Source organism: Candidatus Thiosymbion oneisti (assembly GCF_900092655.1).
GTDB lineage: Bacteria > Pseudomonadota > Gammaproteobacteria > Chromatiales > Chromatiaceae > Thiosymbion > Thiosymbion oneisti.
This window is the reverse complement of record NZ_FLUY01001648.1, coordinates 19,308-42,753: the sequence shown is the minus strand read 5'-3', so window position 1 is coordinate 42,753 and position 23,446 is coordinate 19,308. Positions and strand designations below refer to the sequence as shown.

Sequence of the window (23,446 nt, the reverse complement as noted above, 5' to 3'; positions counted from 1 at the left end):
GGCGCTTAATCGACGCTGGAGCGTCAAGATCCCTCCTCCGTCGGGACAAGTCTGCTCCCACGCTGGAGCGTGGGGAGCCAGCCAAAAGACACAGCTGACCTGATATAGCCTTAACTGAAGGATGCGTATCCTCTTTAAAAAACGATCACACCGACCTTGGATAGCTGCTCGGGATGTCGACGAGATGCTCCGGCCAGGCCGGAGGGACGGAGAAAGGGCGTGAATGAGACCTATGCGAACTGGATCCTGACCCACCGTTGGTGGGTGATCGCAGCGATTATATTACTGGTAGCGCTGGCCGGCAGCGGCGGCCGGTTGCTGAAGTTTTCGACCGACTACCGGGTGTTCTTCAGCGCCGAGAATCCCCAGCTCACTGCCTTCGAGGCATTGCAGGATACCTACACCAAGAACGATAACCTGCTGATGGTGCTGGCGCCCGCGTCGGGCGACGTCTTCACACCGCGGGTCTTCGCGGCGATCGTCGATGTCACCGAACGGGCCTGGCAGATACCCTACTCGCTGCGCGTCGATTCCCTGAGCAATTATCAACATACCTATGCCGAAGGGGACGATCTGACGGTCATCGATCTGATCGAGGACCCCGCGGCCAAGACCGCGGACCAGATAGACCGGATCCGTGCGATCGCCTTGGGCGAACCCCTGCTGGTGCGGCGGTTGGTCTCACCCCAGGGGCATGTCACCGCGATCAATGTCACCGTCGAGCTGCCGGGGAAAAACCGGGGTGCGGAGGTGCCGATAGCAGTCAAGAAAGCGCGCGAGATCGCCGCTTATGTCGAGCGTACCTATCCAGAAATCAAGGTCTACCTGAGCGGCGTCGTGATGATGAACAATGCCTTCGCCGAGGCCTCCCGGTTCGACATGACGCACCTGTTGCCGCTGGCCTTGTTGTTCATCGTCGTCGCCGTCTTGCTGCAATTGCGCGGCCTGGTGGGCACCCTGGCGACGGTACTGGTGATTTTGTTCTCGGTGATCGCCGCCATGGGGATCGCCGGCTGGTTCGGCGTGCCGCTCACCGGACCCTTGATGTCCGCACCGACCATCATCATGACTTTGGCGGTGGCCGACTGTGTCCATATTCTCACCAACTGGATGCAGGGCCTGCGCCAGGGCCATGAGAAAAAACAGGCCATGGCGGAGAGCCTGCGCCTCAATCTCACCCCCGTCTTTCTGACCTCGGTGACCACCGCGATCGGTTTTCTGACGCTGAATTTCTCGGATGCACCACCGTTCCGGCACCTGGGTACCATCTCTGCGCTCGGCGTTATGATCGCGTTCGTGCTCTCGGTCACCTTTCTGCCGGCACTGGCGACCCTGTTGCCGTCCCTGGTGCGCGAGCGGCGGCGGTCGGACGGCTACCGGATGCTGCGGCTTGCCGACTGGGTGATCCGGCGCCGCCGACAGCTGCTGGTCGGGGTGGGCGCGACCATCGTGACCCTGGTCGCGCTGGTGCCGATGAACGAGAGCAACGACGTCTTCGTGCACTATTTCGACGAACGCATCCGCTTCCGCACCGATAGCGATTTTGTCGTCGCGAACCTGACCGGCGTCTATTTCATCGACTATTCGCTCGACGCGGGGGAGCCGGGTGGCGTTGCCTCACCGGCACGCCAGCGACAGATCGAGGCGCTGGCCAACTGGCTGCGCACTCAGCCGGAGGTGGTGCATGTCAATACGATTACGGATATCTTCAAGCGCCTGAATCGTAATCTGCACGGCGATGCGGACGCCTGGTACCGCTTGCCCGAGCAGCGCGACCTCGCTGCCCAATATCTGCTGTTGTACGAGATGTCGTTGCCCTATGGTCTGGACCTCAATAACCAGATCGATATCGACAAGCGGGCGACCCGCATGAGGGTGACCCTGCACACCCTGTCGACCAAGGAGGTGCTCGCCTTCGAGCGCCGTGTCTACGACTGGATGGAGCGGCATACACCGGAGATTCTCACCTACGGCGCCAGTCCGACGGTGATGTTCGCGCATATCGGGAGCCGCAATATTCGCAGTCTGATCAGTGGCGCAGTCATCGCCCTGATCCTGATCTCGCTGCTGTTGATGGTGGCGCTGAGGTCCTGGCGCTACGGGCTGGTGAGCCTGATTCCGAACCTGGTGCCGGCGGGGATGGCGTTCGGCGTGTGGGCCCTGATCGATGGTGAAATCGGCCTGGGCGTCTCCGTGGTTGCGGCGATGACGATCGGCATCGTAGTCGACGATACGGTTCACTTTCTGAATAAATATCTGCGCGCGCGCCGCGAGCAGGGGCTCGACGCTGCCCAGGCGGTTCGCTACGCCTTCCAGACGGTCGGTGTCGCCCTGTGGGTGACCTCGATCGCCTTGATCGGCGGCTTCCTGGTGCTGGCGACCTCGTCCTTCGAGATCAACAGCGCCATGGGGCTCTTGGTCTCGATTGTGATCGCATTCGCCTTGCTGTGCGACTTCTTATTTCTACCCCCATTGTTGATGCGTCTGGACGGGTGGCTGCAACAGGGGGCACGCGGGCACGGCGATGATGCCCTTAGCCCAACGTCGACGAATGCGTAAGCCAGACAGGTGTATGCCCCGCTTTTTTTCCGGCCCGGATCATGTCCACGACCAGAACTTCAAGAACCTCATCCTTGACTACCCGCACCAGGCGCTGGCCTTCTTCGCTGCGGACGAAGCCGCTGCGATCGGTACCGCCCGGATTACACCCGTGCGCCAAGAGCCCGTAGGGCGGGTCAGGCGCGTGCGCCAAGCGCCGCGATTGCTGCGGCGGTGGGCGCGCCGTCACCCGCCGGATGACGGTGGGTGGCAGCCCGTAGGTCGGGTCAGGCCAGGGCGACGGAAGTGGCTGGCATACGGCGGATGGCGCAAGCTTATCCGCCCTACGCGGGCTACCCCCGCTGTTGATGCGCCTGGATATGTGGCTGCAACGGGGGGAACCCGGGCCTGGGCCTGCGCTCGGCCCGACAACGACGAGTTCGCCTTAGTAAGCAGTGCCGAAGCACTGATCGACTGCTGTGCTAATCTTACCCGCATGACCGCAAAGGTAAGGAAAATAGGTGAGGAGCAAGGTGAGGCACGGATTATGCACCGTCTGTTGAACCGGCTTGATGTTGCGGAAGTTTCCGAATTGCTCGGTCTCTCAGCAGAAGACGTGAAACGCATTGCAGCGGCGGGAAACGATGATAGTTCGGTGCACGGCAGGCATTAATGGGGGGTCGTGCGGACGAAGAAGGTGACGATTTCGGGAAGCCTTATACACGCCCGCCTTGCAATTATCCCCCTTCCATTTGAATGGAGCTGGGCTTCTTTGTGCCCTGATCGATACGGGAGAAAACGATGGCTAGACGACTGGTTCCGATCCTGATCTTGCTGGTTCTCAGCATGCCGCTCGCGGCCGAGACCCCCGCGGAAAAGGGATTACGGGTTGCAAAAGCGGCCGACCGACGTGACAGCGGTTGGAAGGACCAAACCGCCGACCTGATCATGATCCTGCGCAACCGCAGGGGCAACGAGAGTCGGCGCAGAATCCGCACCAAGACCCTGGAAATGCAAAACGACGGCGATAAGAGCCTATCGCTGTTCGACGAGCCGGCCGATGTCAAGGGGACCGCGATGTTGACCTTTTCCCATGGTCTGCGGCCGGACGATCAGTGGCTCTATCTGCCGGCCCTGAAGCGCGTCAAACGCATCACCTCGCGCAACAAATCCGGTCCCTTCGTGGGCAGCGAGTTCGCATTCGAGGATCTGGGCTCGCAAGAGGTCGAGAAGTACCGCTACCAATACCTGCGTGAGGAAGCCTGCGGCAAGGGTTGGCGATGCCATGTGGTAGAGCGCATCCCGGCCTATAAGTATTCGGGCTATTCACGTCAGGTCGGATGGGTCGATACCAAGGAATACCGCCGCGTAAAGTTGGAGTTTTATGACCGCAAAGGCGCCCATCTCAAGACGCTCAAGTGGAAAGGTTATAAGTCCTATCGCCTCTCCACCGGTAACTATTGGCGCGCCGACGAGATGTTCATGCAAAATCATCAGACCGGAAAGTCGACGACTCTGAAATGGTCCAATTACCGCTTTGACACGGGACTTAGCAGCGGCGATTTCAACAAGAACGCGCTGGCGCGCCTGCGCTGATTCCAGGGCGTGTTGACATTTAATAAGGGGTAAACCAACCTTTTGGCTTGTCTCCTAATGGTACAGGATTAACAGGATTTCCAGGATTAACAGGATGTTTTAATTAGGAAAAATAATCCTGTTAATCCTGATCATCCTACCAATCTTGTCCTATTGGCGGTTGGTACGACGATTATGTCAACAGCCCCTAAAGGCGGCACACCCCAATGAATCTCGTGAAAAGGCTGCTGCCAGCGCTGTCGATAACCCTCGCGTCCGCGGCCTACCCCCTGGACTGGTCCGGGAATCTGGCCGTCGAGGCACGTATCTTCCCCTCCGCCGCCCGGTGGTCCGAACAAAAGAACAGTGGCCTGTCGCTCAGCTTTCAGCCCGAGCTCCGCCATCAGTGGCACGACGGCAAGCGAGGGCTCACCTTCATTCCCTTCTTGCGTATCGATAGCACGGATGAGGAGCGCACCCACGCCGATATCCGTGAGTTCAAGTATCTGCACGTGGCCGACGGCTGGGAGATTCGCGCCGGCATCGACAAGGTGTTCTGGGGGGTAACCGAATCCCAGCACCTGGTGGACATCGTCAATCAGACGGATCTGATCGAGAACATCGACGGCGAAGACAAGCTGGGCCAACCGATGGTGCGTGTCACCAGGGTGCTGGGGAACGGCGCCATCGACCTCTTTTTGTTGCCCTGGTTTCGGGAGCGCACCTTTCCGGGCGCCGAGGGGCGCCTGCGCACGCCGCTGGTGGTCGACACCGACCGAGCGCGCTATGAATCCGATTTGGAGCAAAGACACTTCGACTATGCCCTGCGCTGGAATCAGACCATCGGCCCTGTCGATGCGGCGCTCTCCTGGTTCCACGGAACGGCGCGCGCTCCGGATCTGGTGCCCGACACCCAAGCCGGCGCCACCCAAAACGGCGCATCTGGCCTGATACCCTATTATCCCCTGCTGCGGCAGGCGGGCCTGGAATTTCAATACACCGGCGAGGCCTGGTTATGGAAGCTGGAGGCGGTGCACCGTGACACCAAAGGGAAAGATTATCGCGCGGCGGTCGGCGGCTTCGAGTATACCTTTGTCGGCATCCATGACACGCCGCTCGACCTGGGTGTATTGGCCGAATATAACTATGACTCGCGCCGACTCGATGCCAACTCGCCATTTCAGAACGACCTCTTTATCGGTACCCGGCTGACCTTCAACGACACCCAGAGCAGCGAACTACTCGCCGGCGGTTTCTTCGATCTCGATTACCACAGCAGATCGTTTCGAGTGGAGGCAAGCCGCCGCATCGGACAGAGCTACAAGCTCTCCGTCGAGGGACAACTCTTCCTGGACATGGCCTCCCGCGATCCACTGGCGGCGTTCGCAGCGGACGATTTCATCCGGATCGAGCTGACGCGCTATTTCTGATGCCGAAGCGTGGATAGGCGTCTTTAACGCCTAGCCAAAGAGCAAGGATCGTTCCATGCTTTAAACAGTTCCAATCCTTATGGGACGAGGGGAAAACGACCATGGAACGCAAGCTACAAGGACCGCAACCCATTGTATTCCTGAGCAAGGACACCAAGCTGATCGCTGCGGTCTCGGAACGGCTCGTCACGGCAGGCATCGAGATAGTCGCTCTCCCGACTGTCGATGCCCTGACGGCGGATAGGTGTCCGGGGTTGGGAGCGATCCTGGTGCTGGACACCAAGACCCTGCCCGAGGGACAGGACATCGCCTCGCTGATGGGCCATGTGGAGCGACGCTGGGGTAGCCGTCCCATGCTGACCTGCATCGCCCATTCCAGCGCAATCGAGCTGCGGCTGCAGGCCTTGCGGGCGGGCGCGGACGCCTTCTGGACCAGCCCCGTGGCCGCGGACGAGCTGGCCGCTCGGCTGCTCGCGCTCAGCGATACCCCCGGCTCAGATGGCTACCGGATCCTGGTGGTCGACGACCAGCCGGTGGCGGTCAACTTCGCCGTCCGGGTTCTGGAGGATGCGGGAATGCGGACCCACAGTGTCGGTGATCCGCGTCGCGTGCTGGAGATCCTGGAGGCGTTTCGGCCGGATCTCGTGCTCATGGACCTGCACATGCCCGGCGTAGACGGCATCGAGCTGACGGCCCTGATTCGTGAGCACGAAGCGGTCTATGCGACCCCGGTCGTCTTTCTCTCCTCGGAGCTGGATCCGAGTCGGCAGTTGGATACCCTGCGGGTGGGTGGAAACGACTTCATCGCCAAGCCTGTCCACCCGGAGCAATTAGTCGCAACCGTCCGCCGGAACATCCGCACCTTTCGTAGGCGGCAGGGGCGGCAACACCCGAGCGGAGGCGATACCCCGTCCCTACTGACTCGCACTGAGAAGGTCCGTTCAAAGTCAGGCGAACCGGCCGACAACCAGGTCGGCAGCCAGGTCGGGAGTAATCGACCGCCGGCGCCTGCTGACCCCAATCCCGAACGCGTCGCGCAGTTGACCGCACTGGTCCAAGCGGCGCTGCGCTCCGCAGGCCTGCAGTTGGTATACCAGCCCATTATGGCCTTGCGGGGAGAAAGGAAAGCGCTCTACGAGACCGGTCTGCGGCTCAAGCTGCCGGACGGCGAGTACCTACCGGCATCCGCTTTCCTCCCCGCCGCCCGACAGGGTGGTCTGCTGCCGGCCATCGACCGCTGGGTCATGGAGCACGCCCTGGACCGGCTCCGGCAGGAGCAGGCTACCCATCCGCGGCTGCGGCTCTTCCTGCATCAGGGCCTGGAGACCCTGAACGCGGAGGAGTGGCTGCCTTGGTTCCGGAACCGGATCGCCGCGTGGAATCTCATCGAGACGCTGCCGATCCTGCAATTCCAATTCGCTGAGCTCTCCGCCGCGCGGGAGGTCGCCGCAACCCGTTTCGAGGCGCTGCGACACCTGGCGATCGAGACCTGTCTGGATGTGCCCGCAGACGACCCGCAGGTAACCGACCTGATCGACGACCTAGGTATTGCGCTGATACGGTTCCCCCTGCCGCCCACCAGGGCGCCGGACCCGGCGCGCTTAACGGAGCTGGTTACGCGCGTCCACGCGGTGGGGGCCAAGGTCATCGTCGCCCACATCCAAGATCCCCGGACCATCGCCCGCGTCTTCGGCTGCGGCGTTGACTTCATTCAAGGAGACTTCCTGCACCCCCCCTCCGCGGAGCTGGACTTCGATTTCGGTGAAGCGGCCTTGGCCTGACCGAGGCCTACACAGGTAGTGGTTAATATTTAAATGACTTGTTGGGCACGCCACCGTCCCTGGCGGCTTTGCCCAACCTACGAGCTGACCGAGGCCCGCACAAACTAAGGGCTGCTGACATTTAGCTTGGGTGCTGCAGCTCAATGCCACTAAGTTAAGCATTACTGGTCGACAAACAAGAGGAGAAACGACGAATCACGCGAATCCGTGCGAATGGATTCGCGCCGATTCGCGCGCTTCGTGGTTTTCTCCTCCGCATCCTGATCGACCACGACAAGCGGTCAGCAGCTAACTTAATGGCATTGTGTCGCAGCTATACTTAACATTCAGCCACTGTGGTAACAGAGTGAAAAAATTCAACCGCGTCACGGCTGGATGGTCGCAAGGCTACCATTAACCACGAAATGATCAAAACCCCATCTTCTCGCGTACCCAGCTGTACCACTTCTCCAGCAGCAGCGTGGCCTCAGCAGAGCCGATTCACGACAGACTCCCTCTCCGACAGGAAAAACACCCGGCGTTATAATTGACGATGACCACATCATAATTACCGGAGGATTCCGCTGGCATCAAAACGTGCCTTCCAACTATTTGCGCAACGAAATGCCTCTATTTCACCCGCCTTAAACCTAAAGGTGAGTGCTGCTCGCACAACCTGATCCAAATCGTGACCCTCACCCACAAGAAACACCCCCGGTTCGTGCCATCTGTTCACCATCTCACCAAATGATGTAGAGATCACGGGAAGACCAAGCGCCCTGTATTCGTAATACTTGATCGGATCCACCGATGCCGTCAGTGCGTTTTGTTTGAACGGAATAAGCCCTACCGAAAAACCTTGTATTGCCTGGATAGCCTCAGCATGAGAACAGGGAGGACGAAGCTCAACGTTCTCGGGTAAGGGACCGGAGGCAAACTGATGAACGGGGCCAATCAAGCGCAGCAGTATCGTAGGATTGTTGCGAGCCAGTGAAATTACCATAGACCAGTTAAACCAATAACCAATGGTACCCACGTATCCCAAAACTGGCTGTGCAGGACGCTTGGGCAAGGCACTTACAAGTGGTAACTGGTTGATATCACAGCCATTCGGTACCGGAACAACCTCTTTACCCAACGACCTCATGCGGTTAAGGGATGTACTTGAAGAGACAAGAACGTTTCCCACTCGGTGCAACAATAGAGACTCACTCTTTTTCATCGCAGAGCGTGACCAACCTGAATAAAAGGCAGAGAAATCATCCATCACATCATAAAAGGAGGAAATGCCCGGCACGCTGGTCAACACCCGCAAAGCCAGCCGACTGGGTTTGCCTACACCAATCCAGCATGGCCCTTCTGATGCAAACACAGATGTTCGGTCGAACACCTTGCGCCATAACAATGTGTTGATCCTGTTCACCACAGGCAAGGGTTCAATCGGTAAAGCTCGCGGCGTCAAAATTTTCAGCCAACTCGGGGCCTTGGGTGAAACCCCGCGCGATTCCCGGTTTACCCTCAAACAATCCACCACCCGAGGCAAACGAGTAGGGTAAGGATCAACCCACAGCACCTCGCCGGCGGTGCGATCATGAAACCACTCAACAAACTTTTGCGGCCGTTGCGCAAAACTTTGCCAAGGCACCGGCGACAGATAAACCAATCGCATCAGGCAAAATGGTCTCTCAATACGTCTACGATACGTGCCGCTGCATACCCATCCCCATAGGGTGAAATACCACGCGCCATCTCCTTATAAGCACTTTCATCGTCGAGCAACCGCTGTACCTCGGGTACGATGTGTTCTTCATCCAAACCCACGAGTTTAACCACACCCTGCTCAACGGCTTCCGGGCGTTCTGTCTCCTTGCGCAATACCAGAACTGGTTTACCCAATGCGGGCGCCTCTTCCTGTACACCACCTGAATCACTGATAATGAAGTAAGCATGCTTCATAGCCGTCACGAATGGCGCATAGTCCAGGGGCTCACAAAGATGAATATTTGTACAATCCACCAGCCGATCGTACGCAACATCTTTTACATTCGGATTAGGATGCACAGGATAGAGGAATTGCACATCAGGATTGCATTCCGCAAGGGTGCGCAGTGCCCGGCAGATATTGTTGAATGGTTCCCCGAAATTCTCCCGACGATGAGCAGTAACGAGAACCAATCGCTTATCCAAATCCAGATCAATGCCGAGTTCCGGATCCATTGCAGCAGTAATCATCAAGGCATCAATTACGGTATTGCCTGTGACCACAATCTCCCTGTCAGCGATACCTTCACGTAGTAGATTATCGCGTGATCTCTCCGTAGGAGCAAAGTGCCAATAGGCAAGCCTTCCTGCAATGACTCGGTTAGCCTCTTCCGGAAAAGGATTCTGCAGATCCCAGGTGCGTAGTCCAGCCTCGACATGCCCGAAAGGAATCCGGTGGTAGAAGCAGGCCAAAGCTACCGTCATTACCGTTGTTGTATCGCCCTGTGCCAATACTGCATCCGGTTTCTCTGCTAGAAGCACATCATCCAGATCAAGTAGAATGCGGGCCGCCAAGGTTGTCAACGCCTGATTAGGGCGCATAATGTCAAGATCAATATCCGGCCTAATACTAAAGAGATTCAATACTTGGTCCAACATATGGCGATGCTGGGCAGTGGCAAGCACATGGACTTCAGCCCATGGCTCTTTCTTTAACGCCAATATCACCGGCGCCATCTTTATGGCTTCCGGTCGTGTACCTACTACACAGAGAATCTCCTTATTGTTCATTATCAAGTTTCAACTCGATGGCTGGTAGTAGATCACTTGACTACCGGTCGATTCGAATTTGAAGGGGACCTGTATCAACCTGCTAAGTGCTTTCTTGACCGAAGCCTGTTTTTCCGGCTCGACAAAAAGCACCATAAACCCACCGCCACCGGCACCGAGTAGCTTGCCTCCAATTGCCCCTGCCTGTCGTGCTTTCAAGTACAAATCATCTATCTGTGAATTGCTGACCTGATCCGATAGTGAACGCTTGTGTTCCCAGGCGGAATGAAGCATCTCACCAAAATAGCGAATATCCTGCTCCGAAGTGAGAATATCCATGGCATCATCAACCATCGTACGCATGCGATGAAGCTCATCCGATTTCCTCTTAAGATTCGCAACCTTTGATTTTGCGATGCTGGAAGCAATGCGCGAAAACCCGGTAAAAAAGAGCATCAAATGATTATTTAAAAGCACTTTTCGTTCACCCGGCATAATCACCGGGGTAACGTTGATGCCACCATCAGTAGCAAAGAAAATCACATTAAAACCGCCATGAGCCGCCGCAGTCTGATCCTGAGATCCGACCGTCTCTTTCAATACCTCTTGCTCAATCCATATCGCCTCTTGTGTTAGCCACTCTTTGGACACACGTTTGCCTTCGAATGCCTGTAACGAATTAAGTATCCCCACCACGAAGGACGAACTTGAACCCAGACCGGAACGGGCAGGCAGATCGGCATCGCAGTGAATTTCGAGGCCCTGCTCCAGCCCCGACGTCTCCAACACCGCCCGCACGGCCCTGTGCTCGATATCTGCAATTTCGCAGGCATTCTCAATCTTGGAATAGGCGATACGATATTTATGGTCGAAAAATGGCGGCAGCTCACGGCAGGTGATATAGCAATACTTGTCAAACGATGTAGAGAGCACTGCACCCCCATGGCGTTTATACCAATCGGGATAATCGGTGCCCCCACCGAAGAAGGAGATGCGGAAGGGTGTACGTGAGATAATCACGTTGTCGACTCAGGGGAAAGATATGGCATAGACCGAAGAATATGTTCCTTGGGTTCATTAAGAAGGCATGGCAATGAAAGAACCGCTCGCCAGTCACTTTCGGCAAGGTCTATTTTTCCAATCGAATACAACAAAGTCCCCCTGTTATAACGGACCCAAAACTCATCCGCCCCTCTTGCCAACGCCTTATTATAGTAATCCAGTGCCAAGTCAGAATTTTCTCCGCTTTGATGGAGTGCGAGCGCGTAATAATAAATGATCTGACCGTCGTCAATTTTATCAATAAGCGGTTCCAGAATTTCCACAACAAGCTTGGATTCTTGTGCCGACCCTAACGAATTGGAAATTGCCATATTCAATTCAGTAGTCACGTGTTCAATGTCGCTATTCACACGCTCCCGCTGTGCTATTAAAGCAAGATACGTTAGGAGGAAAGTTTTCCTGGGATCGGGCTGCTGCCTTCTATCAGCTATCAAAAAGCTTGCTATTATCTCTATATTCTTCAAGCCTTTGTCACGCATCACTTTGCGATAGCTGCGTACCTTTGCTGAAACATCTGGAAGCCGGTTTAGCAACTTGATAACTGTTTCGGTTAGGCTTCCTCGCAAAGCGCTTTCAAGATCAACCACAAATTCACTAAAATTAGCATCTGTCATTATCGGGCGAACCTTTTTAGAATAAGATAATGCACACACCGGCACACCAGATGCGAGGGACAGTATCACCGAATGAAACCTACATGCGATGACCATATTGCACACCGACAGACCATAAGCTACATTTTCAGGTTCGAGTGGGGAATCCCATATATGCGAGAAATTAGAAATGTTAGCTTTATTGATAACTCTTCGCATAATAGGAATGTCATTTCCCAAGTCTCCGAATTCTTCTGCTGCCTGAAACGGTATGAAAAGAAATTCGCAATTAAATTTAGCCTGGATATCTCTCAGATCACCAGCTAGCCAATCTTCCCAAGCACAACTCTTAGCTGGATACCTCCAGTGTTCATAATCCCAGTGGCGAAGCGAAACGCCAACCAAGAACCTATTATGGTTACGAGCTTCTTGTCTGATATGATCAACATAGTCAGATCGCCGAGTTCTCGTCCTTGATGCTGGACACATCGTTACCGTAGGAAAATTAGCGCTAATGCCGCATGATTTTATTACTTCCAAAGATCCCGAGTCTCTAACTGTCGCTACGGTTGCAAGTCCGAACGCGCGAGCAATGTCTTGTTTTGCAATATCTGAATAAATGGGCTCGACTCCAACACCGCAAATAAAACAGGGGATCTTAGCCAGATTACATAGATAGGGGATCATGGCGCAGAAAACATTGTAGCCCTGAGCATTTCCGAGCCTTGTTTCAGTGCACCACGGATCGTATTCATTGTAGGCACCACCGCCAGCGACTATAACCAAATCACTGGATTTCACGCTTTCAATTACTCTTGACAGATCATCAAATTCAATTGCGTCAATACCAAAACGTTCAGTTGTTCGCTTAGGTCGATAAGATGTAGCTGTTATTTCCACGTTTTGGCCAAAACATTCCTTTAAATCTGCCAACAATGCTGAAAGAATGGCATCATCGCCAACAATCCCATAGCCCCAGTAGCCGACAAGGAACAGCATCTTGCATCTCGTACGCTTATCCTCATATTTGGCTAATTGGTGTGTTAAGCGACCAACCTCCTTGGCATAAACATCTCGTTCTTGATGCAATCGGCGCAGCGCGGGAAATCGCAGCACGAGTTTCTTAAGAACCTGTTTCATCGATCACTTTTCCTGAAAGATAACTACGCACCATTTCTTCCGTTTCCGGTAACTCCACATATCTCGACATTTTCTCTGTCGCGATCTCACATTTTCCTCCTGAACCAGAAACCGCCACCCTCGCCGCAATATCCTTTCCTAAACAGATACTGAACTGGTAAAACAGTTTCAAAACTATCGTTCATCATTAGAAATGCCGCCAGAATGTACTGCTCATTCCAATACAACCTATCACACCGGGAAGGGTAGGGAAACGGGAGAAAAATATCATGCAAGTGAATCATGACGCCCACATTGACTGCAGGTAATATTTCCAAAAAAAACCTAGTCGTGTCAGTCCCGTCAAAAACCAAGTGGCTTCCATCAAGGAATAGAATATCTCCTGCTTGCAAACTCTCAAATTCGCGAAGAGGAATATCCAAAAACGACTTTTTAATCACGCGATCTGCGATATTATCAACATCCAAACGAGGGTTAGGGTCAATGCATACTATTTCACAATCAAGGGCATTGGCCTTGATCGCCTGACGAGCGAATCTCGTGCTATTACCAGAACCGATTTCCAAGTATTTTCTGGGCTTGCAATCTACAATAACTCCCCCCAAAATCTGGCCGTCAGTCTCATTGAAATATGGATTCGGTATATACGGAGATACCCCGTCGTCATAATCGAGAATTTCTCCAATATTTGCATCCATATACGTTTCAAGATTGTTCTTGAAGATTTCAAGCATACTCTCGAAAGAACGAACGAAATGTGGAATACTACCTTGCTCTGAATCTGAGAAGGGTGGGGACAACACATATTCACCGTCAATCGGTACAACTATTGCCGGGTGAGAATAGTCTTCGGGTAAAAAGATACGACCAACTGTGTAATATGGAACCCATGAGTACATACCAGGGAACCTAGTTTTATCATACCTTGTTTCATACTTTCTAATTTGCTGTGTCAGCGAATCTACCGCGTATGATTTCTCCTTCAACACCTGCTGAAGTGCATTATTTTCCGACTCATATTTGGCCGATTGTTGTGTTAATCGCTCAACTTCTTTGGCATAAACAGCGCGCTCATCATAAACTCTTCGCAATGACGGGGATAGAAGCGCTAGTCTCTTAATATATCTCATAAATCACACCTCTTTTTTTGACTTGAATTGGTGATTTCGTATTCTGTCGCGGCATACCCGTGGCAGGACTACCTGTTTTCTCATTGCCTCCGCCGGTTTTTTCCAGAGAAATATTGATCTGAGTAGACATAATCATGACTGATTGTATGCACCAGTCTCATAGAACCACTCAATGGTCTTTCTAAGCCCTAGATCAATCGAACTCAAAGAGTAACTTTGCAACGCTCCACAAACCTTTTCTATGTTAAGACACTTTGATTTAGCACCAACATAACGACTGGTGTCGTATTCAATCTCGTCACTCGGATAGCCGACTTCTTCACAGATAATCCCAGCAAAAGTACGTATGGAATACTCTTCGCCCGCGCCAATATTAAATACCTCGTTATCAAACTTTTCCGTTAATTGCCAAAGTATACGAATGAAATCATCCACCAGAACCAATTCACGCTTCTGATAACCATCACCCCATAGCACTACGAGCTCGCCATACTCCTTGCCACGGATGATCTTGCGGATCAGGTCAAAGATGAAATGCATCTGACGTCCATCCGTGTGATAGCCAGGCCCATATAGGGTGGAAGGCACAGCACAGAGATAACGTAGACCATATTGCTTGCTCAAGGCTCGCGCTCCCTGATACAACATGCGCTTTGTCATTGCATAGGTGTACAGACTATCGATTGGTTCGCTGAGCATGTATTCCGATTCACGCAACCCACCTTCAGGCGCATAGACACAACTCGTGCCCATGAAAACCAATTTGGCCTGCGGTTGCTGCGCTGCCCACCAAGAAAGTGCATTGGTGTTGATCTGCTGATTAATGATCCACTGTTCACCAGGATGCCTAATACAAAAATCTCCCGCCTGAGTCCACGCAGCAAGATGAAATAGCAGATCATATTTCTCGGTCGAGAACGCGTCCAGGCTATCTGCCTTTCGAAGGTCGCAATTGCGAGAGTTCAAACGAACAAGCCGATGACCCATGGATTCCAAATACGAACATAGCGCGGTGCCGAGGAAACCGCTACTTCCGGTCACGATAATCTTCATGCGCACACTTTCGGATTAACCGGAAAATAGAACTCGACCCCCTGGTCCATCAACGCCTTGTTGTTGGCAAGAATCTCTTTCTTAAAGTTCCAGGCCAGCACATAGTAGATATCAGGCAATTCCTTCACCTCATCTTCGATCAGCAATGGAATATGCATGCCGGGTGAGTAAAGGCCCCGCCGCAACTCGTTCTTCTCTACCAGATACTGAATCAGATCAGGCCCGACACCAAGGTAGTTGAGCATCGTGTTACCCTTTATTGGCGCACCGAATCCGTAGACCTTTTTGTCTGCTGCCTTAGCCGCACGCAGATAAGCCAAATTCTCCTCCTTCATCTGCTTGATACGACGATCAAACTTTCGATATGCTGCAACCGAATTACAACCAGAGGCTTTTTCTTCTTCACGCATCGTCAGCAAACGTGGTTCTGGTTCCCGTGTGCCCTCGTGTGAAATAAAGCCAATGATCGAGCCACCATGAATCGGTGCCAGATACGCATCAAACATCGAGAGTCCGTGTCGATTGAGTAAAACCTCGATCGTTTCAAGCGTATAATAAAGCAAGTGTTCATGGTAGATCTGGTCAAATGCCGAGTTTTCCATGATGCTCTTCATATATAAAAACTGCACCACGAAAATACCATCTTGCTTGAGTCCCTGCTTAATGGCCCTGCAAACTGAATGCAGCTCTTCCAAGTGAAAGAAAACACCTGCAGCATTGAAAACATCAAACTGCTTTCCGATCCCTTTCATCGTCTCTTCATTGAAGAAGGCATTTAGAGTCGGAACACCGGCTTTATTCGCAATGCGCGCTGTCGTCTTGGACGGCTCCACCCCCAGAACTTCGTAACCCAAGGCCTGGAAGTGTTTGAGTTGCGTGCCGTCGTTGGAACCGATATCCAGCACCCTCTTGTCGGCGCGCCCCCTCATAAATCGGTTATCCACCTCTTGTGCAATACCGAGGAAGTGCTCGGATAGTGATTTGGTGACACCCGAGAGATAGGTGTGATCACTATACATAACCTCCTTCTTGACTGTGAAGTCCAACTGAGAGGTATGGCAGTCGTGGCAATAAAGAAGACGCAGTGGATAAAACGGCTCTTTACCAACGTCCTCAGGTTTCAGGAAGTTGTTGCACCGGGGTTGCTCACCGAGATCAACGACCAACTCGAGATTTTGAGAATCACATACTCTACAATCCATAGAGACCTCCCTTAACCCACGCTTCGTAAACCACATAGATAGGCATTAAGCATCACCCAAGCAATCCGCCTGAGCCGGAAAAAGCATTTTTTCATTTACCAATCCTTGATATTAAAACGCTTATCAAATTTACTAAACTGAATGTCCCAACATAGCTCCGTAGACGTGGCGTGCTTGCAGTTTTTTAACATCTCATCATACACAGAAGATTCCATAACTCTTTTCGCCTTTCTGATACCATTAATAAGTTGATGCCTCTCCCATCCATCTAAAACCAGACCACATCCATACCGCTCAATGAGCACCTTGATCTGAGGGTGCGGCGCTGAAATGACAGGAACCCCAGCGGCGATGGATTGGAAAAATTTATTTGGTGCGGCATTCAGTAATGCATGTCTTACCGGCAGCCATAACAGCAGAGAGAAGCTGTATTCCGGCAATACCTTATCCAGTGCAACCTTTGGTATCTGTCCATGCCATTTGACTCGATTCCGCTTCCCCAGCCTTTTAAGATGATCTAATTTCTCTTTCATTTTATCTTTTGACGTTCCCTGTAAATCACCATAAACATCTACCGGATAAGGTGCCATTTCCGCATCAAATATATATTTGCCAACAGATATATCGGCATCGAGTGTACCCGCATAAATAAAACGTTCATTTTTATCTTTATTTACTAGGAAGCTATCAGAAGACACATTGTAAAAAATAAAAACCCTCCTCCATTGTATTTCAAGGAGCTCTATATCGTACTGCGCGCGATTCGATTCCGGAAATAACCAAATATCGATTTTTTCTCCCTGCCGCTTCAGTTGCTCAACTCTGCACGAGGCATTTTTTGCCATCGATATCGGCTCTAGGTCTTCCAGTGCCAAATGAATCAATTTTTTTGGTTTGTATTTGAGGCCATCGATAAAATCGAACAAAACATAGTTCGTTATAATGACAATGTCAGGGCGTATCTCATTAACAACTTTTACGCACTTATTAATATACTCGCCACGTCCAACTGCCGTATACGGATGTATGGATGTGGCCACCGTTTCTAGTGTTATATTTGATAAATTCAAATCTATAACAGCGCGCTGTGGTAACAACGGTTGTAAAATCTGACTCGCCGCTTGCAGCTCCCTGCCAATTGATTCTGTCAATTTTGCTATCTGCGGAGATCCATAGCCAAGAACAGTATCCGCGATTGTCATTATACGGAGCATTATTAAATACCCATGCTAAGCCACCTTACAAGGACCTCAGAACTATGGAAATCTCTCCATTGTGTGGTGATTTCTTTAATATCTCTTGAGTAAGCCTTGTATCTTGTTATGACTTCAGCGACGGCAACCGAAAAATCCTCATCGGTGCAATAGAATGCTCCCCCTTTGAAAAGCGGCACCGCTGAGTCAATATCCATCTCATGCACTTGTATCGATATCCCGTACACACTGGCGTCAGATAGGGAGGTAACATTTCCGCGCCCGTCATCCAACTCGAATTCCAAAAGGAATCTTTCTTTTTTTGGTAAACGTAGGAGGCCATAAGAATCCTCGGATCTCAGATCAATTGCAAACTGCCGAAAAAAGACCGCGTTTTGATTTGCCGCCAAAATTGTTTCCGGAGAACTCTTCCAGTGAATGTGTATGTAACATCCAGGCCTTGCGTCTAATTGACTGACCTCGATCAACAGCCAAATAATATCTGACTTCGAATGCGCATAGATCACCGACCTAGAGTATGCCGGAAGCTTTTCCAACGTCACAGACTGCAGTTTTGAATGCGTATAGACTACAGACCTAGAGTGTGCTAGAAGGTTTTCCAACGTCACAGACTGCAGTTTGGGCTGTGTTCTCAGTAGATCGCGATAATACGTTTGATTGACTTCAAACAGTTCCTGAGACATCCATGATTTATCAGCCGCTACGAAAGGTATGCCTGTAACTATTGCTTCAGCGAATATTCCTGAACTTCGTGCATAGTAATTACCAGCATCGTATGGCATCAGGAGGATATCCGCCTGATTGACTAAGTTCGTATACTCCCGACTCTCAAAAGGACCATCAAGTAGGTCAACAAGCCCGTTTGGTTCAGCTGCAAGCACTGCTTTAGCAACCTGTGAACCTGGTTCACCACCAGGAACGTTGAAATTGCTCTGAAACGTGTAATGGATACTTTCTTCAGTAAAACCAGCCGCTCGTAAATCGGCAACCAGGCGAGGCAACAGTGGATACCCCTTTTCGTCCCTTGCATCACCGATGTATGAGACATTGATTGGCTTTTCGTCGCTTTGCGTTAGCCGATTCAATGAATCATCAAGCGGGATGGGAAGGGTCGTAAACTTGAATATTCCAAGACGCCTGTACTGCTCGGTGAGCGCGTCTGTATCGGTGTAAAAATTAAAGATCGCTTTTTTCTCACGAATGATCGATTTGCATAACGAAAAAGTTTGTAATGTCTTAAATCGTGACTCAATCTGATCTTGATAGCTCGGCTCACGTCCATGGAAAATGTCTCGGCGGAATAACAAGTGCCACGAAAGAGATTCCATTGGTGACTTCTTCACAGCCAAGGCGACGCCAACTAGTTCAATATTTCCCAGTGTTGGTATCAATACCAGGTCTCCGCTTCCCGCATTAGCTTGCTTAATCAGTCGCTGAATATCTTTCGCAAACTGTCTTGCATAACTATCTGAACGGAACAGCGATCCGCGCTGATGCACTAAGATATAAGGAAGAAATGGCAGTGAAAGTAGTACGACGACTACAGCGCCAACAGACATGCGCACTAGCCGTACGATCCGTCGTAGCGTTATCAAGATGACCGATGCTGATAGTTTTTTGCGAAATTGGCTGAGTTTAAAGTTAAGTTTAAAAAGAATATACCCAGAAAGAATCGTTCCTGTTGATATTCGTATGCCGGCGGTTATCGTTCTATACCGCTCCAGGATTTCAGGTAGGGAAAAACCCTGTGCCGCTGTCATATACGCGTACCCTAACGAACTATTCATCAGTCCGCATAGCAGTTGATTCTTTGTTGCAATTATCTTTTTTATAAACCTGCGCTTACCTGGAGTAAGGCGAGTGTATTCGCTTTGAAAGTTTTCCCAAAAGGTATAGGAGAACCCTTTTGCAACGACATCGATATGCTCACTGCTAATATCTTCACAGTCCTTGTGCACTCCTAGGATGGTCTTAAAGCCCTCTTTCTTGGCCGCTCTTAAAACGCGCAACGCATATTCAAGATAATGCCCGCCCGGATCTTTGAGTGAGTGGTCGATAAGGATAAATTTTCTCATCTGTCTGAAAATATTGTTGGTTTTAACTGTTCGGCGCCTTGTGTACGAATTGAGAAAAACATTCCCCCTCTAATCTCTAATGAATCTGCGCCCTGTCTACGATCACCTCTGCAAATGCAAAAGCGCTGGTAAAGGCGGGAGATATGGCATTCAGCACGTGGAGCGAGTCATCGGTAGTTGTCAAGATGTAGTCCATCTCCAATCTACTTGTTTTGGTATTAACCAGCTGTGGTCGGATGCCTGCCTTCTTTGTAGGCACCATCTCCTTCGCTAAGAGCGATGGCACGAGTTTACGCGCGGCATTTAGGAAGTTTCGCTTCCAATATTTACTCATTTCGGCATGAACCAGTTTGCGGAAGTTGTCCTCGTTATTGAGGTACATTCCGGCAATTTGGTAGCCGATGTCCAGCGACTCCGCCAAGTTGATACCCTGTAACCAACCATAGTTTTCACGGCCAAAGGCGGGGATGGCGGTTGGTCCTACGTAGACATCTCCGCTAATGACTCTTGTGAGATGAACCCCCAGGAATGGCATATCGATATCCGGCACCGGGTAAATATTGGCTCTTACCTTATGATTGGCAGCCAGACTCAGCTTCCAATAGATACCTTTGAAGGGGACCAGGGCAAATTCCTGTGCGAGTCCAAACTGTTTGGCAATGGTATCCGCATAGGCGCCTGCACAATTGAATAGAAAGCCATAACCGACATCGCCCTGTGTGGTATTCAGTTTAGACCGTTGCAACGGTCCTCTTGCTTTACAACCGAATAGAAATCTGACTCCTTGATGTTCAAGTTTCTCTTTCAGCCTGAACAGAATCGCTGAGGAGTCAATCACAGCCGTAGTAGGGCAATAGATCGCTGCTGCTCCCGGAGCTGCAAAGGGTTCAAGCGCTTTCAATTGCTGCTGGTCGATCCGTTCAGCCGGGATTTCATTCTCCCTTGCATTTCGCATCAATCTTTCAATAGTCGGCAATTGCTTTTCCGATGTAGCCAAGATGACTTTTCCGGACGGGTTAACTGCTATACCTTCTGCCCGAGCGAACTCTACCATTCGCCGACCGCCAGTTGCGCACACTTTTGCCTTCAGCGTATCGCTTCCATAGTAGATACCACTATGCATAACACCGCTGTTGCGGCCGCTGGCATGTGCGCCTGGATCAGACTCTTTCTCTAACACGGCAACCCGGGCGGCAGGTTGTCGCTTGCGCAACTCTGCCGCCACGGTTAGGCCAACGATGCCTGCCCCGATAATGACGAAGTCGAAGTTCTGTGCCATCTACCGGTATCAGACGTTACCGTAGCGCGCGTTGCGGATCATGGTATATCCCTTGATCAACTCGCTTATGCCGCGGTCGAGCGAGAACTCGGGCTTGAATCCGGTTGCCTCTATCTTATCGTTCGAGACAATGTAGTTGCGCTGGTCCGGATCTTTTCCGATCTTCTCCTCAACAAAGATGAACTCCGGCAACTGCTTCTGAATCTGTTCGCAGAGCTCTTTTTTGGAGACATTGGCATTGGAAAGGCCAACATTGTATATTTCGCCTTTCATGGTGTCGTAGTTGTTCAACGCATGCCGAAAAACACGGGAAACATCGCGCACATGGATGTAGTTACGCTTGAAATGGCTTTCGAAAAGCACCACAAAGCGGTCGTAAACTGCACGATAGGTAAAGTCATTAACGAGTAGGTCGATACGCATGCGGGGCGACATGCCAAAAACGGTAGCCAGCCGGAAGCTGATGGCATTGGGGTGGTCCATTAGTTGCTTTTCAATCTCCACCTTCTCGATGGCGTATTGAGAGAGGGGTCGCAATGGTGACTCTTCGTTGCAGTAGTTGTTCTCATCCCCGGTACCGTAGGCGCTATTGGTCGTGGGCATGAGTACGATTTGCTCCTTGGAGAGGAGTTTGAGCATTAGTGTAATGGCATCGTGATTGACGGTCGTAGCACCAACCGGGTCTAGGCTGCACAGTGGTGCACCTACCAGAGCAGCAAGGGGAATGATGACATCAGCATCTTTCATGAGTGATACCATGGTCTCTTTAACCCGGATATCCCCTTTAACTACTGAAAAATGTGGGTGATATGCGCAGTGGTTCAGGCTGGTCTGCTTGAACATGAAGTTATCAAGCACTGTGACCTTATGACCAGCAGCGAGCAGATCGGGCACCATGGTCGAGCCCAGGTAGCCGGCACCGCCGGTAACAAGAATGTTGTAGGACATCTACTTCACTCTTTTTTCGTTTGATGTTGAAAAAGGGCCTCTTCCACGCATTCACACAGGGTATGTGCGAGGATAATGTGGAGTTCTTGTATTACGCTGGTCCTAGTACCCGGCGCGACGATACAGTAGTCGGCCGTTGCTTTTGCCGGACCTCCGCCTTGTCCTGCGAAAACGATGCTTTTCACGCCTGATGAGCGGCACTGGTCCAACGCTTTAAGGATGTTGCTCGATTTTCCGGAAGTGGTGATTCCCAGAAAAGCGTCGTTCCGCTGAGTTTTTCCAGCTAACTGACGTGAAAAATGGAGTCTGCAATGTTCCGCGATAGGGTCTGGGCGTAACTCATGTCCTTTTCTTTTTCAATATTCGCGGGACTAATGCGTAGTCTTCGGGAATACCAATATCAAGAAAGGTGACATCCTGAATGCTGGCCGCTACATTTCCTCCTTTGGCCATAGCTGCGAGAAAGTCCTGCTCCAGTGAAAATTTATCCGGAAAGTTCCGAAGCTGGCCGGTCACCGCTTCGGTATCAAGCAGGTAATAGCCCCCGTTGACCAGACAGCGTGTGCTGGCTTTGAGGCCAAATTGGGTAATGTGACCATGATCATCGACGCCAACACCGCCATAGCGATCATTTCTCTGCATTGGCTTAAGGGCAATCGTCACTGGCTTTTTGGCGAACATGGCATCGGTCACCAGTTGTGGTAGGTTGACCTCGTACCATGTATCACCATTAGCAAGGATGACCTGTGGGTTTTGCCAGTGGGTCTTTAGCAACACTTGCCGGAGCCCTCCACCGGTACCAAGTGGCGTCTTTTCCGGAACATAATCTATGTTGCACCCATGGTACCAATGGCCAAAATGGCTCTCGATAGTCTCCGCGAGGTATCCAACCGACAATATAAATCGTTGAATGCCCTGTTCGATCCAGTAGTCCATCAGGTATTCCAGAAATGGACGTCCTCGTACGGGTGCCATTGGCTTTGGAACATCGCTAACAACCGTGCGGAGACGCGTTCCCAGGCCACCTGCTAGAATGATGGCTTCGGTCGGGGTGTGCTTAGTCATTCGTCCGTTCCCGCAGCGATGCGTTCGTTATACAGCTCGAACTTTATATCTCACAGAATGCCTTGTTACAAAATTTTCGGATCATGGCCTCGTTAGGGGATGCAAGCACGAGAACCTCAGCTAAGTCGCTTAGCCGTTTTTCGGCCTTGTCTATAAATGCGGTTCACCGGTGCCAATTACCTCATCCATCAGCAAAATATCAGTATTCGTGGAGGTTACCGTGGCAAACGCTAGCCGCGTGATCATGCCTGACGAGCAGCTCTAACACCGCTCTTGCTTGCAGCAAAGGATAACTCTTGTTTGGTATATAACCACACGGAACCTGACATCTCCTCGCGGCAGCTGCTCACTGCGTTAGTGTTGGCGATGGCGGCGAGCGTCGAAGCCGTTCGACCAGACCGGTCTTATCCGCGAAAGATCAAGCCCGCCAAGCTCCACTTAACAAAAGGGTTTTGAGTGATGATTATTGAAAAGAAAGTACATACGTGCCGCAAATGTCACAGCAAAGTGCTGACCAAAAATAACATAAATGTATGCGGCAACCTGCAATATCATTGTAAAACCTGTGGCGCCTACGGCGTACTTGAACCCCGAGAGCCCTATACGGAGAAAGAGCAGGAGCTTATTATAA

Annotated in this window: 18 protein-coding genes; 5 read left to right on the top strand and 13 right to left on the bottom strand. The window is 51.6% G+C overall.

All coding sequences use genetic code 11. The features are described 5' to 3' along the window. The first annotated feature begins 219 nt into the window (after positions 1-219). The 5 genes from BQ17_RS17290 (at position 220) to BQ17_RS17270 (ending at position 7,324) form a co-directional block, all read left to right on the top strand. Positions 220-2,559, top strand: coding sequence for an efflux RND transporter permease subunit (locus BQ17_RS17290; RefSeq protein WP_089729205.1), 2,340 nt, complete (start codon positions 220-222; stop codon positions 2,557-2,559). Between the two features lie 13 nt (positions 2,560-2,572). Then, positions 2,573-3,211: a hypothetical protein gene (locus tag BQ17_RS17285; protein ID WP_089729203.1), complete on the top strand. Its 639-nt coding sequence runs from the start codon at positions 2,573-2,575 to the stop codon at positions 3,209-3,211. Positions 3,212-3,339: 128 nt separating this feature from the next. Continuing rightward, the gene (locus BQ17_RS17280; protein ID WP_089729201.1) at positions 3,340-4,134 is read left to right on the top strand and encodes an outer membrane lipoprotein-sorting protein; all 795 of its coding nucleotides are present in this window, start codon (positions 3,340-3,342) and stop codon (positions 4,132-4,134) included. Between the two features lie 206 nt (positions 4,135-4,340). Continuing rightward, the gene (locus BQ17_RS17275) at positions 4,341-5,543 is read left to right on the top strand and encodes a hypothetical protein (protein ID WP_218068334.1); all 1,203 of its coding nucleotides are present in this window, start codon (positions 4,341-4,343) and stop codon (positions 5,541-5,543) included. A gap of 101 nt (positions 5,544-5,644) precedes the next feature. Then, positions 5,645-7,324, top strand: coding sequence for a response regulator (locus BQ17_RS17270; RefSeq protein ID WP_089729199.1), 1,680 nt, complete (start codon positions 5,645-5,647; stop codon positions 7,322-7,324). Between the two features lie 547 nt (positions 7,325-7,871). Here BQ17_RS17270 and BQ17_RS17265 read toward each other — a convergent pair. The 13 genes from BQ17_RS17265 to BQ17_RS17210 form a co-directional block, all read right to left on the bottom strand. Next, positions 7,872-8,972, bottom strand: a complete 1,101-nt coding sequence (locus BQ17_RS17265) for a glycosyltransferase family protein (RefSeq protein WP_089729197.1) — start codon at positions 8,970-8,972, stop codon at positions 7,872-7,874. Further along, positions 8,972-10,075 carry a non-hydrolyzing UDP-N-acetylglucosamine 2-epimerase gene (gene wecB, locus BQ17_RS17260; protein ID WP_176722497.1) on the bottom strand — a complete coding sequence of 368 codons (1,104 nt, stop codon included), beginning with the start codon at positions 10,073-10,075 and terminating at the stop codon, positions 8,972-8,974. The genes BQ17_RS17265 and wecB overlap by 1 nt, the downstream gene beginning before the upstream one ends. A gap of 9 nt (positions 10,076-10,084) precedes the next feature. After that, positions 10,085-11,074 (bottom strand): GHMP family kinase ATP-binding protein, encoded by a 990-nt coding sequence (locus BQ17_RS17255; RefSeq protein ID WP_089729195.1) that lies wholly within the window; start codon positions 11,072-11,074, stop codon positions 10,085-10,087. Further along, positions 11,071-12,849 carry a polysaccharide pyruvyl transferase family protein gene (locus BQ17_RS17250; RefSeq protein ID WP_089729192.1) on the bottom strand — a complete coding sequence of 593 codons (1,779 nt, stop codon included), beginning with the start codon at positions 12,847-12,849 and terminating at the stop codon, positions 11,071-11,073. Before BQ17_RS17250 ends, BQ17_RS17255 begins: the two co-directional genes overlap by 4 nt. Before the next feature lie 86 nt (positions 12,850-12,935). Beyond that, positions 12,936-13,979: a class I SAM-dependent methyltransferase gene (locus BQ17_RS17245; protein ID WP_089729190.1), complete on the bottom strand. Its 1,044-nt coding sequence runs from the start codon at positions 13,977-13,979 to the stop codon at positions 12,936-12,938. 132 nt (positions 13,980-14,111) lie between these two features. Then, complete coding sequence (locus BQ17_RS17240; RefSeq protein WP_089729189.1) at positions 14,112-15,032, bottom strand: NAD-dependent epimerase/dehydratase family protein; 921 nt, start codon at positions 15,030-15,032, stop codon at positions 14,112-14,114. Further along, positions 15,029-16,234, bottom strand: coding sequence for a class I SAM-dependent methyltransferase (locus BQ17_RS17235; RefSeq protein ID WP_089729211.1), 1,206 nt, complete (start codon positions 16,232-16,234; stop codon positions 15,029-15,031). Before BQ17_RS17235 ends, BQ17_RS17240 begins: the two co-directional genes overlap by 4 nt. 95 nt (positions 16,235-16,329) lie before the next feature. Continuing rightward, positions 16,330-17,436: a glycosyltransferase gene (locus tag BQ17_RS17230; protein ID WP_141699344.1), complete on the bottom strand. Its 1,107-nt coding sequence runs from the start codon at positions 17,434-17,436 to the stop codon at positions 16,330-16,332. Positions 17,437-17,450: 14 nt separating this feature from the next. Beyond that, on the bottom strand, positions 17,451-19,523 hold the full coding sequence (locus BQ17_RS17225) for a hypothetical protein (protein ID WP_089729184.1): 2,073 nt from the start codon (positions 19,521-19,523) through the stop codon (positions 17,451-17,453). Positions 19,524-19,599: 76 nt separating this feature from the next. Then, positions 19,600-20,802 (bottom strand): L-2-hydroxyglutarate dehydrogenase, encoded by a 1,203-nt coding sequence (gene lhgD / locus BQ17_RS17220; protein WP_089729182.1) that lies wholly within the window; start codon positions 20,800-20,802, stop codon positions 19,600-19,602. A gap of 9 nt (positions 20,803-20,811) precedes the next feature. Continuing rightward, positions 20,812-21,750 (bottom strand): NAD-dependent epimerase/dehydratase family protein, encoded by a 939-nt coding sequence (locus tag BQ17_RS17215; RefSeq protein ID WP_089729180.1) that lies wholly within the window; start codon positions 21,748-21,750, stop codon positions 20,812-20,814. A 5-nt stretch (positions 21,751-21,755) separates the two neighbouring features. Then, positions 21,756-22,073 carry an SIS domain-containing protein gene (locus BQ17_RS24405; RefSeq protein ID WP_141699345.1) on the bottom strand — a complete coding sequence of 106 codons (318 nt, stop codon included), beginning with the start codon at positions 22,071-22,073 and terminating at the stop codon, positions 21,756-21,758. A gap of 16 nt (positions 22,074-22,089) precedes the next feature. Continuing rightward, complete coding sequence (locus BQ17_RS17210) at positions 22,090-22,815, bottom strand: nucleotidyltransferase family protein (protein ID WP_089729179.1); 726 nt, start codon at positions 22,813-22,815, stop codon at positions 22,090-22,092. Positions 22,816-23,446 lie beyond the last annotated feature (631 nt).

Bases quoted from the DNA above. Each gene is read 5' to 3' on its own strand.
- lhgD (WP_089729182.1), bottom strand. From the start codon at position 20,802: ATGGCACAGAACTTCGACTTCGTCATTATCGGGGCAGGCATCGTTGGC.
- BQ17_RS17230 (WP_141699344.1), bottom strand. From the start codon at position 17,436: ATGACAATCGCGGATACTGTTCTTGGCTATGGATCTCCGCAGATAGCA.
- BQ17_RS17235 (WP_089729211.1), bottom strand. From the start codon at position 16,234: ATGGATTGTAGAGTATGTGATTCTCAAAATCTCGAGTTGGTCGTTGAT.
- BQ17_RS17265 (WP_089729197.1), bottom strand. From the start codon at position 8,972: ATGCGATTGGTTTATCTGTCGCCGGTGCCTTGGCAAAGTTTTGCGCAA.
- wecB (WP_176722497.1), bottom strand. From the start codon at position 10,075: ATGAACAATAAGGAGATTCTCTGTGTAGTAGGTACACGACCGGAAGCC.
- BQ17_RS17250 (WP_089729192.1), bottom strand. From the start codon at position 12,849: ATGAAACAGGTTCTTAAGAAACTCGTGCTGCGATTTCCCGCGCTGCGC.
- BQ17_RS17215 (WP_089729180.1), bottom strand. From the start codon at position 21,750: ATGTCCTACAACATTCTTGTTACCGGCGGTGCCGGCTACCTGGGCTCG.
- BQ17_RS17245 (WP_089729190.1), bottom strand. From the start codon at position 13,979: ATGAGATATATTAAGAGACTAGCGCTTCTATCCCCGTCATTGCGAAGA.
- BQ17_RS17285 (WP_089729203.1), top strand. From the start codon at position 2,573: ATGCCCCGCTTTTTTTCCGGCCCGGATCATGTCCACGACCAGAACTTC.
- BQ17_RS17240 (WP_089729189.1), bottom strand. From the start codon at position 15,032: ATGAAGATTATCGTGACCGGAAGTAGCGGTTTCCTCGGCACCGCGCTA.
- BQ17_RS17275 (WP_218068334.1), top strand. From the start codon at position 4,341: ATGAATCTCGTGAAAAGGCTGCTGCCAGCGCTGTCGATAACCCTCGCG.
- BQ17_RS17280 (WP_089729201.1), top strand. From the start codon at position 3,340: ATGGCTAGACGACTGGTTCCGATCCTGATCTTGCTGGTTCTCAGCATG.
- BQ17_RS17225 (WP_089729184.1), bottom strand. From the start codon at position 19,523: ATGAGAAAATTTATCCTTATCGACCACTCACTCAAAGATCCGGGCGGG.
- BQ17_RS17270 (WP_089729199.1), top strand. From the start codon at position 5,645: ATGGAACGCAAGCTACAAGGACCGCAACCCATTGTATTCCTGAGCAAG.
- BQ17_RS17210 (WP_089729179.1), bottom strand. From the start codon at position 22,815: ATGACTAAGCACACCCCGACCGAAGCCATCATTCTAGCAGGTGGCCTG.